General features: G+C 69.9%; 9 protein-coding genes. 6 read left to right on the top strand and 3 right to left on the bottom strand.

The window, feature by feature from the left end; all coding sequences use genetic code 11:
- The first annotated feature begins 225 nt into the window (after positions 1–225).
- From RIN43_RS07120 to RIN43_RS07105, 4 genes are read left to right on the top strand one after another with little or no spacing between them, the layout of a single operon-like run.
- On the top strand, positions 226–1,353 hold the full coding sequence (locus RIN43_RS07120; protein WP_309128207.1) for a substrate-binding domain-containing protein: 1,128 nt from the start codon (positions 226–228) through the stop codon (positions 1,351–1,353).
- Positions 1,354–1,386: 33 nt separating this feature from the next.
- A complete protein-coding gene (locus RIN43_RS07115; RefSeq protein ID WP_309128206.1) occupies positions 1,387–2,379 on the top strand; it encodes a Gfo/Idh/MocA family oxidoreductase in 993 nt (330 codons plus the stop codon).
- A complete protein-coding gene (locus RIN43_RS07110; protein ID WP_309128205.1) occupies positions 2,376–3,794 on the top strand; it encodes a sulfatase-like hydrolase/transferase in 1,419 nt (472 codons plus the stop codon). The genes RIN43_RS07115 and RIN43_RS07110 overlap by 4 nt, the downstream gene beginning before the upstream one ends.
- Positions 3,791–5,218 (top strand): sulfatase-like hydrolase/transferase, encoded by a 1,428-nt coding sequence (locus RIN43_RS07105; RefSeq protein WP_309128204.1) that lies wholly within the window; start codon positions 3,791–3,793, stop codon positions 5,216–5,218. The genes RIN43_RS07110 and RIN43_RS07105 overlap by 4 nt, the downstream gene beginning before the upstream one ends.
- Here the strand turns inward: RIN43_RS07105 and RIN43_RS07100 are convergent.
- On the bottom strand, positions 5,208–6,623 hold the full coding sequence (locus RIN43_RS07100; protein WP_309128203.1) for a sulfatase: 1,416 nt from the start codon (positions 6,621–6,623) through the stop codon (positions 5,208–5,210). The two genes, RIN43_RS07105 and RIN43_RS07100, sit on opposite strands and share 11 nt — an antisense overlap.
- Before the next feature lie 125 nt (positions 6,624–6,748).
- Here RIN43_RS07100 and RIN43_RS07095 point away from each other — a divergent pair, with 125 nt between their 5' ends.
- Positions 6,749–9,163, top strand: coding sequence for a polysaccharide lyase 8 family protein (locus RIN43_RS07095; RefSeq protein ID WP_309128202.1), 2,415 nt, complete (start codon positions 6,749–6,751; stop codon positions 9,161–9,163).
- Between the two features lie 136 nt (positions 9,164–9,299).
- Here the strand turns inward: RIN43_RS07095 and RIN43_RS07090 are convergent, their stop codons facing one another.
- Positions 9,300–12,755 carry a bifunctional proline dehydrogenase/L-glutamate gamma-semialdehyde dehydrogenase gene (locus RIN43_RS07090; protein WP_309128201.1) on the bottom strand — a complete coding sequence of 1,152 codons (3,456 nt, stop codon included), beginning with the start codon at positions 12,753–12,755 and terminating at the stop codon, positions 9,300–9,302.
- Between the two features lie 89 nt (positions 12,756–12,844).
- Here RIN43_RS07090 and RIN43_RS07085 point away from each other — a divergent pair, with 89 nt between their 5' ends.
- A complete protein-coding gene (locus RIN43_RS07085) occupies positions 12,845–13,735 on the top strand; it encodes a LysR family transcriptional regulator (RefSeq protein ID WP_375163723.1) in 891 nt (296 codons plus the stop codon).
- Positions 13,736–13,805: 70 nt separating this feature from the next.
- Here RIN43_RS07085 and aztD read toward each other — a convergent pair whose 3' ends face one another.
- Positions 13,806–14,996 (bottom strand): zinc metallochaperone AztD, encoded by a 1,191-nt coding sequence (gene aztD, locus RIN43_RS07080; protein ID WP_309128199.1) that lies wholly within the window; start codon positions 14,994–14,996, stop codon positions 13,806–13,808.
- Between the last annotated feature and the right edge of the window lie 10 nt (positions 14,997–15,006).

Below are 15,006 nucleotides of genomic sequence, written 5' to 3'. Positions count from 1 at the left end.
TCCTTTCCCGTCTGAGAGCGGCGTCTTCGCCTGCGTCGGTCGACTCTCGCGCCAGTTGAAGTGAGCATTCAAGGAGTAATCGCAAACTCGTGGCGAAGAGATGATCGTCGAAACCGCCTCCATTCGGCAGCCACCGGCTAAACGGACCAGAGGAATCGGAAAATACGTCTTTATTCCTTCCTTACACGGCAACAGAATCGTAGGAAGCACGACGGAGGGATGGGCATGCCGGGAAAGCGCACAGCCGTGCGCGACGCGGAGTCGCGCGGGTTGAAGTTCGAGGTGCTCGCCGACCAGCTGCGCCGCGGCATTCTGGCCGGCACCTGGACAGCCGGCCAGAAGCTCCCGACGGAACAGGAGCTGTCGAAGGAGACCGGCCTGTCCCTGACCACGGTGCGCCGGGCGTTCGACGAGCTGGTCGCCGAGCGGATCGTTGTGCGCAGGCAGGGCGCTGGCAGCTTCGTGGCCCAAGCGCGACCGCGCGAGCAGAGCGTGCGCCGGCGCATCGGTGTGCTGCTGCCCGACACCCAGCTCTACTACCCCCGGGTGCTGCAGGGCATCGACGAGTCGCTGTCGGCGGCCGGCGCATCGCTTCAGCTCGCGACGTACCGATATCGCCCCGAGCGTGAAGACGAATCGATCGCCGCGCTCCTCGAAGCCGGAGTGGACGGCCTGCTGCTCGCGCCGACCCTGACGGGCATCGACGCGCCGTTCGAACGCGCTCAGCAGCTCATGGCGCTGCCGGTTCCCGTGGTACTCGTCGAGCGCAGCCTTCAGGAGCTGGGTCCGGCCGACACCACCGAGCACGTCTGCTCGGATCACGCGGGGGGCGCCTTCGACGCGGTCGCGCATCTCGCCCGGCTCGGCCACACGCGCATCGCGCTTCTCACCCGCTCCCGCACTGTGACCGAATCCGGCGTGATTCAGGGGTACCGCCGCGCTGTCGAGGATCTCCGGCTGCCCGCCGGTCTGGAGTTCTCGCAGGGCAAGGCGCAATGGGAGGCCGACGGCGCGGCATCCGCCTTCCGTGCGCTGCGCGAGTTCGAGGCCACTGCAGCGCTCATCTTCGGCGACCGCGAGGCGACCATGCTCGAAGGCGCCGCGCGCCGAGGAGGGGTCTCGATCCCCGACGATCTCGCGCTGGTGTCGTACGACGACGAAGTGGCGGATCTGGCCGAGGTCCCGTTGACCGCCGTCGCGCCGCCGAAGTATCGCATCGGCAGGATGGCCGGCGACATCATGCTCCGGCGACTCATCGAGGGAGATGAGTGCCCGCTGCATCAGATCAGGCTCCGCCCCCGGATCGTGATCAGGCATTCGTGCGGCACGAACAGCCGCCAAGAGAATCACTGACGAACAGCGGACCAAGGCCGACGAGGAGAAGACGTGCGCATCGGGTTGATCGGAGCAGGAGCGGTCGCACCGTTCCACATCACGGCAGCGACCGTGCTGGACGGGTTGGAGATGGTCGCGGTCTGCGACATCGACGAGAAGGCGGCACGGCGAGCGGTGTCCGGCCGTTCGGCAGCGATCTTCACCGACCACCGCGCAATGCTCGACGCCGGCGTCGTCGACGCGGTGATCGTGAACACGCCGCACGCCCTGCATCTGCCGATGACCCTGGACGCCGCGGCTGCCGGCGTGCACGTGATGGTCGAGAAGCCGATGGCCACGACCCTGGAGGACTGCGATCGGCTCGTCGAAGCCTGCGCAGAAGCCGGCGTGTCCCTCACGGTGGGTCACATCCAGCACTTCATGCCCGACAAGCTCGCCGCCCGCCGGATCATCGATTCGGGCGAGCTCGGGGCCGTCCGAATGATCCGCGACAACCGCAGCACCGACTATCGGCCGGGTACGCGCTCGGACTGGTTCTTCTCCCCCGCGGTCGCCGGCGGCGGAGCGCTGATGAACATCGGCGGTCACTGCCTCGACCGCTCGCTCTGGCTGGGCGGAGGGCGCGCAATCGAGGTGCTCGCCAGCGCGGTGAACCGCTTCGGATCGCCGGTCGAGACCGACGGCGGGATGCTGGTACGGCTCGACAACGGCGTCGGCGTCACGATCGCGGTGATCAGCGACCCGGCGACTCGCGGGGACAGCATGACGCTCGTATGCGACGGCGGCGTCATAGAGCTCGATCCGCGTCGCGGTGCCACCGTGCACGTCGACGGGCGTACTCGCGAGGTACACACCGCCGACGACGACGATATCCAGCGGGCGTTCACCGCACAGCTCGCCGACTTCGCCGCGGTCGTCGGCGGAGCCGAACCCGCCGTGCCGCTCGCGCACGCGCGCCACGTGGTCGAGGTGGTGCTCGCCGCGTATCGCTCCGCGCACGAGCGAGCCGCGGTGTCGTTCGACCGAGTGGATGCCGTCGTATGACCGCCTCTCCTCCGAACCTGGTCGTGATCGTCAGCGACGACCAGGGACCGTGGGCACTCGGCGCTGCCGGCAACCACGAGATACGCACCCCCGTGCTCGATGACCTTGCGCGGCGTGGAGTGCGCCTCGAGCGCTTCTTCTGCGCCTCACCCGTGTGCTCGCCGGCGAGGGCATCGCTGCTCACCGGCCGGATACCGTCGGCGCACGGCGTGCACGACTACCTCGACGGCGCGCACGCCGGCCCCACGAGTCGCGACCACCTGCAGGGTCTTCCCACCCTCACGGATGCGCTCGCGGACGCCGGCTACCGGCTGGGACTGTCGGGCAAGTGGCACCTGGGCGCGAGCGACGTCCCCCGCCGCGGCTTCGTGCACTGGTACGCGCTTGAGGGCGGGGGCAGTCCGTATCACCGCGCGGTGATGTATCGCGATGGCGTTCCGGAGCACGTCACCGGCTACCTCACCGATGTCATCGCCGACGACGCCGCGGCCTTCATCGACGCCGAGCAGGAGCATGACACCCCCTTCTTCCTGGCGGTGAACTTCACCGCGCCCCACAAGCCTTTCGCCGGACAGCATCCCGACGAATACACCGACGTGTACCGCGACTGCGCGTTCGAGACCTGCCCCCAGGAGCAGCCACACCCCTGGCTGCAGACACTGCACGGCGCCCCGATCGGCGGTGAGGTCGACACCCGCGAGGCGCTGATCGGGTACTTCGCCGCCGTGACGGCGATGGACGCCGCGATCGGGCGCATCCTCGAACGGCTGCGCGCGCACGGAATCGAGGACGACACGGTCGTCGTGTTCCTCAGCGACAACGGGTTCAGCTGCGGGCAGCACGGATTCTGGGGAAAGGGCAACGGCACCTTCCCGATGAACATGTACGACGAGTCGGTCATGGTGCCGTTCATCATCTCGGCACCGGGCATGCTGCCGCAGGGCGCGGTCAGCGACCGGCTGCTGAGCGCCTATGACCTGCCCGCCACACTTCTCGACCTGCTGGGCCTGGATGCGGGGCCGTTCGAGTCCGGGCCCGGCCGCAGCTTCGCCGGGATGCTGCGCGGCGAAGACACGGACGAAGCCGAACGGCCGGTGGTCGTGCACAGCGAGTACGGCCCGGTGCGGATGATCCGCACCGGCGACCGCAAGTACGTGCACCGGCATCCCTATGGTCCGCACGAGCTCTACGACCTGACGACCGATCCACGCGAGCGCGACAACCTGGTCGACGACCCCGCGCGGGCCGACGAGATCGCGCGGATGCGGCGCATGCTACGGGACTGGTTCGCGGCGTATAGTGTCGCGGACGCCGACGGACAGTCGCTGCCGGTGTTCGGCGCCGGTCAGATTCGGCCGCTGGACGATGACCCGCTCGGCGCGTTCGCCCTGCCGGCTTGGGACGGTGCCCGATGAGCCGGCCGAACATCCTGCTGATCGTCTCCGACGATCACGGCCACGCCGACCGCTCCGCCCTCGGCACCCCCGGCGTGCACACGCCGGTGCTCGACCGCCTGGCGGCCGAGGGGGCAACCTGCACCGACGCCTACGTCTCGGCCCCGATCTGCTCGCCCTCGCGAGCCGCGATCATCACCGGCCGTTACCAGCAGCGCTGGGGAGGCCTGTGGTTCGATTCCGCCGACATCGGCACCGCCCCCACCATCGCCGAGCGGCTGCGCGATGCCGGGTACACGACCGGCTACTTCGGCAAGGTGCACTATGGCGACGAGACCGTAGCCGACAGGGGCGCACCTCCTCACCACGGCTTCGACGAGTCGTTCTACGGTCTGGCCGGGCAGTCGATGGGCCGATTGCACTACCTGCACCACTCCGACGTGGCGGTCGCCGAATATGGCGAGGCTGCCCACCCGTTGGGGGTGCAGCCCTTCTGGTCGGGCGAGGAGCCTGCCGAGTTCGACGGCTTCACCACCGACGAGATCGCCGATCGGGCCATCGAGTTCATCGGCCGCCAGGCCGGAGAGGCGCCGTTCTTCGCGATGGTCGCCTTCAACGCCGTGCACAACTTCTGCTGGCAACTGCCCGAGGACGAGCTCGAGGCTCGCGGGCTCGCGGGTCACGCCGACTGGCACCCGGGTGCCGCTGAGTACCTGGACTGGTACGACGGTGCGATCAGCCCGAACCTGCCGAACGGGCGCGCGTTCTACCTCGCGCAGCTCGAACTCATGGATCGGGCGATCGGCCGTCTTCTCGATGCGCTGGAGGCGCAGGGCGCAGCCTCCGACACGATCGTCGTCTATCTCACCGACAACGGCGGATCGCAGTGCAACTACGGCGACAACGGCGGGCTGCGCGGCACGAAGTACACGCTCTGGGAAGGCGGCATCCGGGTGCCGTTCCTGGTGCGCTGGCCCGGCGTCGCCGAAGCCGGCTGCATGGTGAGCACACCGGTCAGCGCGCTGGATCTTGCCGCCACGTTCGCTGCCGCGGCCGGCGTGCCTGGGTCGGATGACGACGACGGGAAGGACCTGCGGCCCGTGCTAACCGACGCGGGGCGCGCCGCGGGCGTCTCTGCGCGTGCCGCTGGTGTGTCGGCGCCGGACCGCGAGCTGCACTGGGACTGCGGCTGGCAGTGGGCGGTGCGCCGTGGCCGGTGGAAGCTGCTGTCCGTCTCGGGGAACGACCCGACAGCGGCCCACGTGCGCGAGATCGAGCACACGGAGACCGGAGACGGGCTCATCCTCACCGACCTCGCCGGCGACCCCGGTGAGCGCGACAACCTCGCCGCCCGACGACCGCAGCTCGTGCAGGAGCTGGAGCGGGCGCACGTGCGCTGGCGTGCGGAGGTCGGGCTTCCGCCGGACCCTTCGATCAGCCCGTGACGCGAGCCCCTGCCGGGTAGGCCGCGGTGAGCGCGCTGCGGCCCGCCCACGGGTCGTCGGTCGCGTCGAGCACCCGCAGCAGTTCGCCGGCGAGCGCAGCCGCGTCCGCGCAGGACGGCCGGCTGTCGAGTTCGAAGGGGTCGCTCACGAGGTCGAAGAACTGCACATCCAGCCCGGTTTCGGGATGCCACGTCGCGATGACCTTGGCAGTCCGAGTTCGCAGGCCCCGCCCGCTGGCCGGGTCCGCGCGCGACGCGTGCCGCAGATACAGTGCGGCCTCGCTGTCATCTGCGCCGGCGGCTGACGACTCCGCCTCGAGAAGCACCGCGGAGCGATCCCGCCCGACCATCCGCGGGTCGTCGGCGGGTATGCCTGCGAGGCCGAGGATGGTGGGCGCGAAGTCCAGGGAGTCGATGATCAGCCCGGTCTCTCCCGCCGGAACCATCCCCGGCGCATGGACGATGAGAGGCAGGCGCACCGACTCCTCGTAGGCGACGTTCTTGTACAGCAGCCCATGACTGCCGAGCTGCATCCCATGATCCGAGGTGAAGAGGGTGACGGTGGGGCGCGACCCTTCGCGGCGCGCGACCGCCTCGGCGAGGCGGCCTACCTGCTCGTCGACGCCGGTGACCGCGGCGAAGTAGTCACGGGCGATCGCGGCGGCCTCCTCCGCGACGGGCGTACCGTGCGCCACGTTGGGGCGGTTGAGCAATGTCCGCTCGTCGAGATCGGCGTACGGCGCGCGGTAGCGGTCGGGCACCTGATCGAACGGCTGATGCGGTGGGTTGAGCGAGACCATCAGCGCGAAGGGCGCGGCATCGTCGAGGTCGGCCAGATACGCGATCGCGACATCGGTCTCATGCTCGGCCGACCAGCGGTCCACCTCGACGCGCTCGTGTCGTTCGGCGTCGGTCGTCCAGTAGTGCGGCGCGAGGTGACGGTCGGTGGCGCCGTAGGAGTACCAGAAGTCGAATCCGAACCGGCGTGCCGGCGGGGACCAGGCATCCCACACCTTGCCGTCGTCCCTGCGCCCTTCGCCGTGCAGTTCGTCCTCCGCGACGGGCGGTTCGAGATGCCATTTGCCGATGTATCCGGTGCGGTAGCCCCGGTCGCGCAGAAGGCTCGCCCAGGTGGGCAGCCCGTCGCGCAGGCCCACTCCGTCGAGCGCCGACTCGGAGTGCACGTTCAGCGTGACGCCGTTGACCTCGGGCCGCATGCCGGTCAGGAACATGGCCCTGTGCGGGCTGCACACGGGGTACGAACTGACCGCCTGCGTGGCGAGGCACCCCTCCCTCGCCAGACGATCGAGATTCGGGGTGTGCACCGGATCCTCACCCAGGACGCCGAGCGCCGAGGCGCGGAACTGATCGGCCATCACCACGAGGATGTTCGGTCGCATCGCCATGGGCTCCCTTCACGCCCGCGAGTGCGAGCACCCGCTCATTCAAGGCGCCGTGAAGATGAGGAATCAACATTGATTCCTCATCTTCATCGCTCCTAGCGTCGCTGCCAACGACCGAAGGAGTTCGCATGTTCACCCCCTCTCGACGCACCGTTCTGCAGTTCGGCGGTCTGGCCGCCGCCGCCACGCTGCTCACCGATGCGAGCCGTCCGGCAGCCGCGACGGCATCCGTCCGACCGTTCGCCGTCGACGTCCCCGAGATCGAGGCGCTGCGCGCCCGATGGGTCGAGACGCTCACCGGGCGCACGATCATCTCGGGTTCGCCCACTACCTTCGCCTCGGCGATCGCGCGCCAGGACAGGGCCACCGATGCGCTGCTCAGCAAGGTGAGCCCCACCGCCACCCGGTTCTTCTCCGATCAGGACTGGGCGATCGGCGCCACCGAGATCGCGAAGTCGAACTCGATGCGCATGAACTACGTCGGCATTCAGGCGCTGGCCGTCTCGTGGGCCACACCGGGATCGAAGCATCAGGGCTCCTCTGCGGTGCGGGATGCCGCGCTGCGCGGCCTCGCGCACATGCACGAGCGCGTCTACAACACCGCGACCTCGTGGTGGGGCAACTGGTGGTCGTGGAACATCGGCGCCGCGCAGCCCCTCGCCAACACGATGGCGATCCTCCACGACGAGCTCGAACAGGCCGACATCGACGCCTACTGCGCGGCCATCGATCACTTCCTGCCGGAACGCGACCCGCGCATGCAGCAGCATCCGACCGGGCCCAAGGAATCCGACGGCGCGAACCGCGTTGACATCTGCCAGGCGATCATCGTGCGGGCGATCGCGCAGCCCGATCCCGACCTGCTCACCGCCGCGGTGGCCGCACTCGGCGACACCTGGCAGTACGTGACGGAGGGGAACGGCTTCTTCCGCGACGGCTCGTTCATCCAGCACTCCACGATCGGGTACACCGGCACATACGGGCTGGTGCTGCTCGGCGGTCTGGCAAAGCTGTTCGCCCTGCTCGCGGGCACCGCGTTCGATGTCGCAGACCCCAGCAGGACCAACGTCACCCGGGTCGTCGAGGCGTCGTTCGCGCCGCTGATGTTCCGCGGCCAGATGATGGATGCGGTGCGCGGCCGCGCTGTCGCCCGCTATGCGGAGCGCAGCATCACGAACGGCAACGATCTCATCGAGCACACACTCCGTCTGGCGCAGTCGGCGGATCCCGCGACGGCTGCACGCTGGCGTGGGCTGTGCCGGCAGTGGATCGAGGGGAACTCTGCGGCGAACATCACCTCGACCACGAACGTGGTGCGGCTCTCACTGGTCACCGAGCTGCTCGCATCCGATACGGCGCTCGTGACCGATCCCACCGGCCCGCGCTTCTTCCCGGCGATGGACCGCCTTGTGCATCGCTCCGCGGATGGTTCTTGGGCGGTGTGCGTCGCGATGTGCTCGAACCGCATCGCCTGGCACGAGGGCACCGAGGCCGAGAACTTCGAGGGCGTGAAGACCAGTCAGGGCATGACCTACCTCTACCTGCGCGGCGACGAGGACCACTTCGACGACGAGTTCTGGTCGACGTCCGACCTTGCTGCTCCTCCCGGCACCACCGTCGATCTCACACCTCTGCCCCGCAATCCCGAGGGCGAGTGGGGCGAGCGCACACCTGGCAACGAGTGGACCGGCGGGGTGACCTTCGAGGACACCGCGCTCGCCGCGATGCATCTTGTCGCGCCGGGTGGCACTGGGCTCGTCGCCCGCAAGGCATGGCTCACCCTGCCCGACGCGTTCGTCGCACTGGGCGCCGACATCTCCACGGGCAGCGACGGCGAGGTGCGCACGGTGATCGAGCATCGCAACCTCGGCCAGCAGGCGAGGCGGCTTGTCGTGGACGGCGCCGGGGTGACGACGGAGAGGACCGTCGAAGGGGCGCGCTGGGCGCATCTCGAGGGGGTCGGCGGCTACGTCCTCCTCGACGATTCCGCAGCGCTCATCGCCGGCGTCTCGACTCGTGAGGGCACCTGGCGCCGTAACAGCACGAACGCAGTGGCAGGCACAGACGTGGTGCAGCGCAGGGTCTACGGTTCGCTGAGCCTGTCGCACGGCACGGGCACGGACGTCGGCGGGACCTACGCGTACGTCGTCCACCCGGGTGCCGACGCCGCAGCGACGGCTGACGCCTCGCGCTCCCCGCGCGCGGAGGTGCTTCGCAACGACGAGGGGGCCCAGGCGATCACGCACTCCGGGCATGTGACCGCGGCGGCCTTCTGGAGGGCGGGCACGGCGGGTGCCGTCAGCGTCGACCGAGCCGCATGCGTGATCGCCAGGATCACGCCCGGGATGGTGCGCATGTCTGTGAGCGATCCCACGCAGGCAGGTGCGGTGTTGACGGTCGACGTCGCCGGCACGGCCGCGACGCGTGTCAAGGGCTCCGATGCCGGCCGGGTCGCCCTCGCGCGGCACGGCGACGGCGTGCGCCTGACGATCAACGTTTCCGGCACCGCCGGCGCCACGCTCTCGTTCTCCCTGCACAACTGATCCTCGCTGCGCGGATCGGATACGCACCCCCGCTGACGCCGGAACCTGCGCCTCTGATCCACGTCGGCTTCGGCCCAGCGCATCGCGCCCCGGCATCCAGAGCGGATGCCGGGGCGCGGGGCGTTCAGGCAGGGGCTCAGCGCACCGGGTCGAGCAGCGGGATCTCGTAGCGGTGCGGGGTGCCGAAGCGGTGGGCGGTGACCGAGACCGCCTGCTCGCGCAGGAACGTCAGCATCTCCACGCGGCCGGCAGCGACCACGGGGTTCGCGTACAGCGCGAGGCTCGGGGAGCCCTTCACCGCCGACGCGGTCTCCGACACCTCGGCGCCGATGAGACGCACGCGGCCGCCGGTGCCGGCGAGACGGCGCGCATGTGCGGCCCAGGTCTGGGCGTCCTCGGTGGTGACGGCCACGTCGTGGGTGCCGAGCCAGGTGAGGATGCTCGCCGGCAGCGCAGCCGCCGCACTCACGGTGATTCGTGCGCGAACGCGCAGACCTGCGGCCACGACGCGAAGAAGCTCGGCGACCCGGTCGCCCTCGAATCGCACAGTGACGGGCAGAGCCTGGTAGCGCAGCGCGTTGTGCTCGGTGGTCAGGCCCGTGGCGTCGCGCACGACGCCGAACTCGGAGGACCAGGCGTCGATGTCGGTGGCCAGTGCACCGCGCAGCCACGCCGTGTCGTCGCCGTCGGCCAGAGCGAGGGCCGATCGTCCCAGCTCGTCGAGTTCAGTGGTGCTCGAGACCGGAGCATCCGCCCACTCCGAGAGGCCGACGAGGTAGTTCGGGCCGCCCGCCTTGGATCCGGCGCCGACGGCGGCCTTCTTCCAGCCGCCGAACGGCTGGCGCTGCACGATCGCGCCGGTCGTGCCGCGGTTGACGTACACGTTTCCGGCTTCGATGCGCGCGAGCCACTGCTGGATCTCGTCGTCATCGAGGGAGTGGATGCCGCTGGTGAGCCCGTAGTCGATGTCGTTCACGATGTCGATCGCCTCAGCGAGCGAATCCGCGGTCATGATGCCGAGTACTGGCCCGAAGTACTCGACCCTGTGGAACTCGCTGCCGCGCTGGACCCCGTCGCGGATGCCGGGGCTCCACAGCTGACCGGCGTCGTCGAGCTTCTCTGGCTGGAGCAGCCAGGACTGACCGGGGTGGAGTTCCGTGAGCGCGCTGAGCAGCTTGCCCTCGGCGGGACCGATCAGCGGGCCGATGCGGTTGCTGCCGTCGCTCGGGTCGCCCACCTCATAGGCGCGGACCGCGTCGACGAGCTGACGGCGGAAACGCTCCGACTTCGCCGCCGACCCCACGAGCACGACGAGGGATGCCGCCGAGCACTTCTGGCCGGCGTGGCCGAAGGCCGAGTACGCGACGTCCTTGGCGGCCAGGTCGAGGTCGGCCGACGGGGTCACGATGATGGCGTTCTTGCCGCTGGTCTCGGCGAGCAGGGGCAGGTCGGGACGGAAGCCGCGGAACAGCTCGGCGGTCTCGTAGCCGCCGGTCAGGATGACGCGGCCGACGGCCGGGTCGCTGACCAGCTTGGTGCCGAGTTCGCGCCCGTCGAGCTGCACGTACTGCAGCACGTCGCGCGGCACGCCGGCCTCCCACAGCGCTTCGACCATCACCGCGCCGGAGCGGCGCGCCTGACGGGCGGGCTTGATGATGACGGGCGAACCGGTGGCGAGCGCCGAGAGCACGGAACCGGCCGGGATCGCCACGGGGAAGTTCCACGGCGGGGTGACGACGGTGAGGCCGACGGGCTGCATGACGGCGCCGTCCACGTGCACGAGCTTCTTCGCGCTCTCTGCGTAGTAGTGCGCGAAGTCGATCGCCTCGGAGACCTCGGGGTCGCCCTGCTCGATGACCTTGCCCGCCTCGGAGCCCATGACCTCGAGCAGTTCTGCGCGACGCGCCTCGAGAACATCACCGGCGCGGTGCAGGATCTCGGCGCGGCCTTCGGCGCCCAGCGCGCGCCAGGCCTCGCCCGCAGCGACGCCCACGGCGATGCGCTCCTCGACCTGCGCGATCTCGTCGAGCGTGTTCGCCGCGACAGTGTCGTCCCCGAGAGTGGAGTCCTTCATGCGAGCACGGATGGCGTCACCCCAGGCGCGGTTGGCGGCGAGCGACGGGTCGGTGTCCGGAGTGTTCTCGAAGCGGTCGCGGGGGGCGGGAGCGGCCGGCTGCTGGCGGTTCTGTACACGGTTCGGGCCCGGCACCTCGGCGGGCATGGTCTCGACTGATGCCAGGAAGCGCTGCTTCTCGCGCTCGAACAGCGCGGGATCGGAATCGAGGTCGAAGACGGCCGACATGAAGTTCTCGTGCGACGCACCCTCTTCGAGCCGGCGGATCAGGTAGGCGATGGCGACGTCGAACTCATCCGGGTGCACGACGGGCGTGTACAGCAGCAGCGAACCCACGGTGCGCTTGACGACCTCTGCCTGCGCCGAGGCCATGCCGAGCAGCATCTCGAACTCGATGCCCTCGGTCACCCCGCGCTGCTCGGCGAGCAGCCACGCGAGCGCGATGTCGAACAGGTTGTGACCGGCGACGCCGATGCGCAGGTTCCTGATGTGCTCTGGGCGCAGCGCATAGTCGAGCACGGCCTTGTACGACGAGTCCGACTCCTGCTTGGTCGACCAGGTCGCCGGCGCCCAGCCGTGCGATTCCGCGTCGACGATCTCCATGGGCAGGTTGGCGCCCTTCACGACGCGCACCTTGATGGGCGCTCCGCCGGCTGCGACGCGGGCGGCGGCCCACTCCTGCAGGCGGATCATGGCAGAGAGGGCGTCGGGCAGGTAGGCCTGCAGCACGATGCCTGCTTCGAGGCTCTTGAACTCCGGGCGGTCGAGGATGCCGGTGAAGACCGCGATCGTGAGGTCGAGGTCCTTGTACTCCTCCATGTCGAGGTTGATGAACTTCCCCGACCTGGCGGCGATGTCGTACAGCGGGCGCAGCGCCTCGGCGGCGTGCTGCACGGCCTCGTCGAACGCCCACGGGCTGTGCGGGGCGACGGTCGAGGAGACCTTGATCGAGACGTAGTCGACGTCGTCGCGCCGTAGCAGGCGGCGGGTGCCTTCGAGGCGGCGGGTGGCTTCCTCCTTGCCGAGGATGGCCTCGCCGAGCAGATTGACGTTGAGGCGCACGTCGGCGGTGCTGCGGATGCGCTTGATGGCCGATCCGAGCTGAGAGTCGCGCGCGTCGACGATGAGGTGGCGCACCATGCCGCGCAGCACGCGGCGGCTGATCGGCACCACGATGCCGGGGAGGATCGGGGCGACGGCGCCCCCGAGGGCGATGGCGCCGCGCAGGGGTGCGGGCAGGAACTTCGGCGTCAGCGGCACGAGCTCGCGCAGCTTGCGGGCGGCGACCCTGGTGTCCTCCGGGCGCACCACGCCGTCGACGAAGCCGACGGTGAAGTCGAGCCCGTTCGGGTCGCGCAGCACGCCGGCGAGGCGCTGGGCGGCGACATCGACGGGGATGTCGCGGCTCTCGGCGAGCCAGCGGCGCACCAGCGCGACGGCGTCGTCAGCGAGGGCGGCGAGTTCGGCGCGGGATTCGGGGATGGATGCCGCTGAGGGGGCGGCCGCAGTGGTGCTCATGATCTCAGGATGAGGCTTGCGACTCACTATGAAAAGCGACTGTTTCTGAACGATAATATTCGAGATAATCGAATGGATAGGAGCGCATGGTGTTCGAGCTGCGCCGACTGCGCCTGCTGCACGAGCTGTCGCTGCGCGGCACGATCGCGGAAGTGGCGGCATCGCTGTCGTACAGCCCCTCGACCGTGTCGCAGCAGCTTGCGCTGCTGGAGCGCGAGGCCGGCGTCGCACTGCTCGAACCAGACGGACGCCGAGTGCGTCTGACCCCGCAGGGACGGCTGCTCGCCGAGCACGCCGCACGCGCGCTGGAGCTCGACGAGTCCGCTCGTTCGGCCCTCGCGGGGCACGCCGGCTGGGAGCCGGTGCGCTTGGCCGCGATGCCCACCGCCGCCGAGACCATCGTCCCCGCCGCGCTCACCCTGCTCGCCGAGCGCGCACCCGAGCTGCGCGTGGAGCTGGCGGAGCTGCCGCCAGAGGAGAGCCTGTTCGAGCTGTGGGCTCGACGCTTCGACCTCGTGATCGCCGAGCAGTACCCCGGCCATACGCGGGAGCGCCGCGACGGGGTCGTGCACGAACTGCTCGGCGAGGACCCGATCCGACTGGTCCTGCCGCCTGCCGAGCGTCCGGTGCCACTGCACGAGCTGCGCGACCGTGCGTGGGTGATGGAGCCGGAGGGCACCGCTGCTCGGCAGTGGGCGGTGCAGCAGTGCCGTGCCGCCGGCTTCGACCCCGACGTGCGCTTCGACGCCGCCGACCTGACCGCACATGTGCGGCTGATCGCCGCCGGTCACGCAGTCGGGATGCTGCCCGATCTCATCTGGGGCGATCGCGAACTCGAGGTCGTGCTCGCTCCGCTGCCCGGCGATCCGGTGCGCGAGGTGTTCACCGCGATCCGCGCGGTCAGCCGATCCGACGGCATCCGCGCTGTTCGCGGCGCTCTCGCCGATGCCCTCGCCTCCCACCGGGCCGCCGCCTCCTGACGGGAACGATTCCCGCTCCCGCCGGAGTCGGCCGTCGACGAAGGTCGACCCGCGACGGGAGCGGACGCCGTCATTCGACGGCGGCGATCTCGTTCGGCACCTCGGGGAGGTCGCCGCGCGCGAGGACTTCACCTGTGCCTGCGTCGAGGGCGACGATCTCCCGGTTCGCGGAGTCCGTCACGTACGCCACTTCGCCCACCACGGCGATGGCAGGGTGGGGCTGCTGCCACTCCGACGGACTGTCCCAGGCCTCGATCGCCTCGTGCGATGCGGTGATCTCGCCGGTCGCGGGGTCGATCACATGCAGACGGCCGTCCGAGCCGATCATGAGCGCCTCACCGGATTGCGCACGCACGACGCCGCGCCACGTGTAGCGGATCCCCTCGGGCAGTGCGGCCGTGGTCAGGCTCTTGGCCTCGGTGTCGACAAGGGCGAGCTTTCCCAGCAGGTAGCCCTCGGCATCCGGGTCGTCCTTGTAATCCATGACCACCAGGCTGCTGTCCTCCGTGGCATACGCGTTGCCGATCCGCCCGAACTCGTCGGGAGCTGCGAGCTTGGTGATCTCGCCGTCACGGTATAGGAGCGCACCGTCCTCGCAGCCGAACACCAGGGCCTCGTTCTGCGCCGCGCCTTCGCCGTGAACCCCGGGGCAATCGGCGCTCACCGCGATCTCGGACCCGTCGGGCCCTGTCACGCGGATGCCGGTGCGGCCCGTCTCATCGCCGACGGTGGTGGCGAACTGGCCGTTCTCGAGCACGACGGACACACCGTGGTGCGCTTCGACGCCGGGGACCACCTGCGACTCGGGAAGCTCGTCGTCCATGCCGGCGAGCTCTGCGCTCTCGAAGATCGTGGTGTCGCTGGTGGCGTCGTCGTAGAGGACGGTGCGCCCGGCGTGGCGCACCACGTGGCCGGCCGCTGCGGCCGGGACGACGTGCTCGGTGAGCGCGGGTTCGCGCATGTCGAGGAACTGGAATCCCCGTGAGGTCGTGACCACGACATGGCGGTCGTCGCCGGCCGGGTTCACCCTCACGAACTCCTCGGAGGCGAAGTCGTCGACCACCTCCAGCGTCTCGCCGTCGATCACGAGCACGCCTCCCGCGTACGCGACGGCGACGCGGGGACCGTCGTGCGCGGCAGCCGCACCCTCGGGCGACGCCTCCGCAGCGGGCTGTGCGGCGCATCCCGCCAGGACGGCGACGGCGAGGCCGGCGACCGCTGCGAGACCGACGGCGCGAGCGCTCCGATCAGATCCTGTCATGGTGTTCTTC

The organism is Microbacterium sp., from assembly GCF_031178445.1.
Taxonomy (GTDB): Bacteria; Actinomycetota; Actinomycetes; order Actinomycetales; family Microbacteriaceae; genus Microbacterium.
Note: the sequence above shows the minus strand (reverse complement) of the source record. Positions and strands in the feature narration are given on the sequence as shown.

Coding starts and splice junctions, on each gene's coding strand:
- RIN43_RS07090 (WP_309128201.1), bottom strand. CDS start 12,755: ATGAGCACCACTGCGGCCGCCCCCTCAGCGGCATCCATCCCCGAATCC.
- aztD (WP_309128199.1), bottom strand. CDS start 14,996: ATGACAGGATCTGATCGGAGCGCTCGCGCCGTCGGTCTCGCAGCGGTC.
- RIN43_RS07095 (WP_309128202.1), top strand. CDS start 6,749: ATGTTCACCCCCTCTCGACGCACCGTTCTGCAGTTCGGCGGTCTGGCC.
- RIN43_RS07100 (WP_309128203.1), bottom strand. CDS start 6,623: ATGGCGATGCGACCGAACATCCTCGTGGTGATGGCCGATCAGTTCCGC.
- RIN43_RS07110 (WP_309128205.1), top strand. CDS start 2,376: ATGACCGCCTCTCCTCCGAACCTGGTCGTGATCGTCAGCGACGACCAG.
- RIN43_RS07105 (WP_309128204.1), top strand. CDS start 3,791: ATGAGCCGGCCGAACATCCTGCTGATCGTCTCCGACGATCACGGCCAC.
- RIN43_RS07120 (WP_309128207.1), top strand. CDS start 226: ATGCCGGGAAAGCGCACAGCCGTGCGCGACGCGGAGTCGCGCGGGTTG.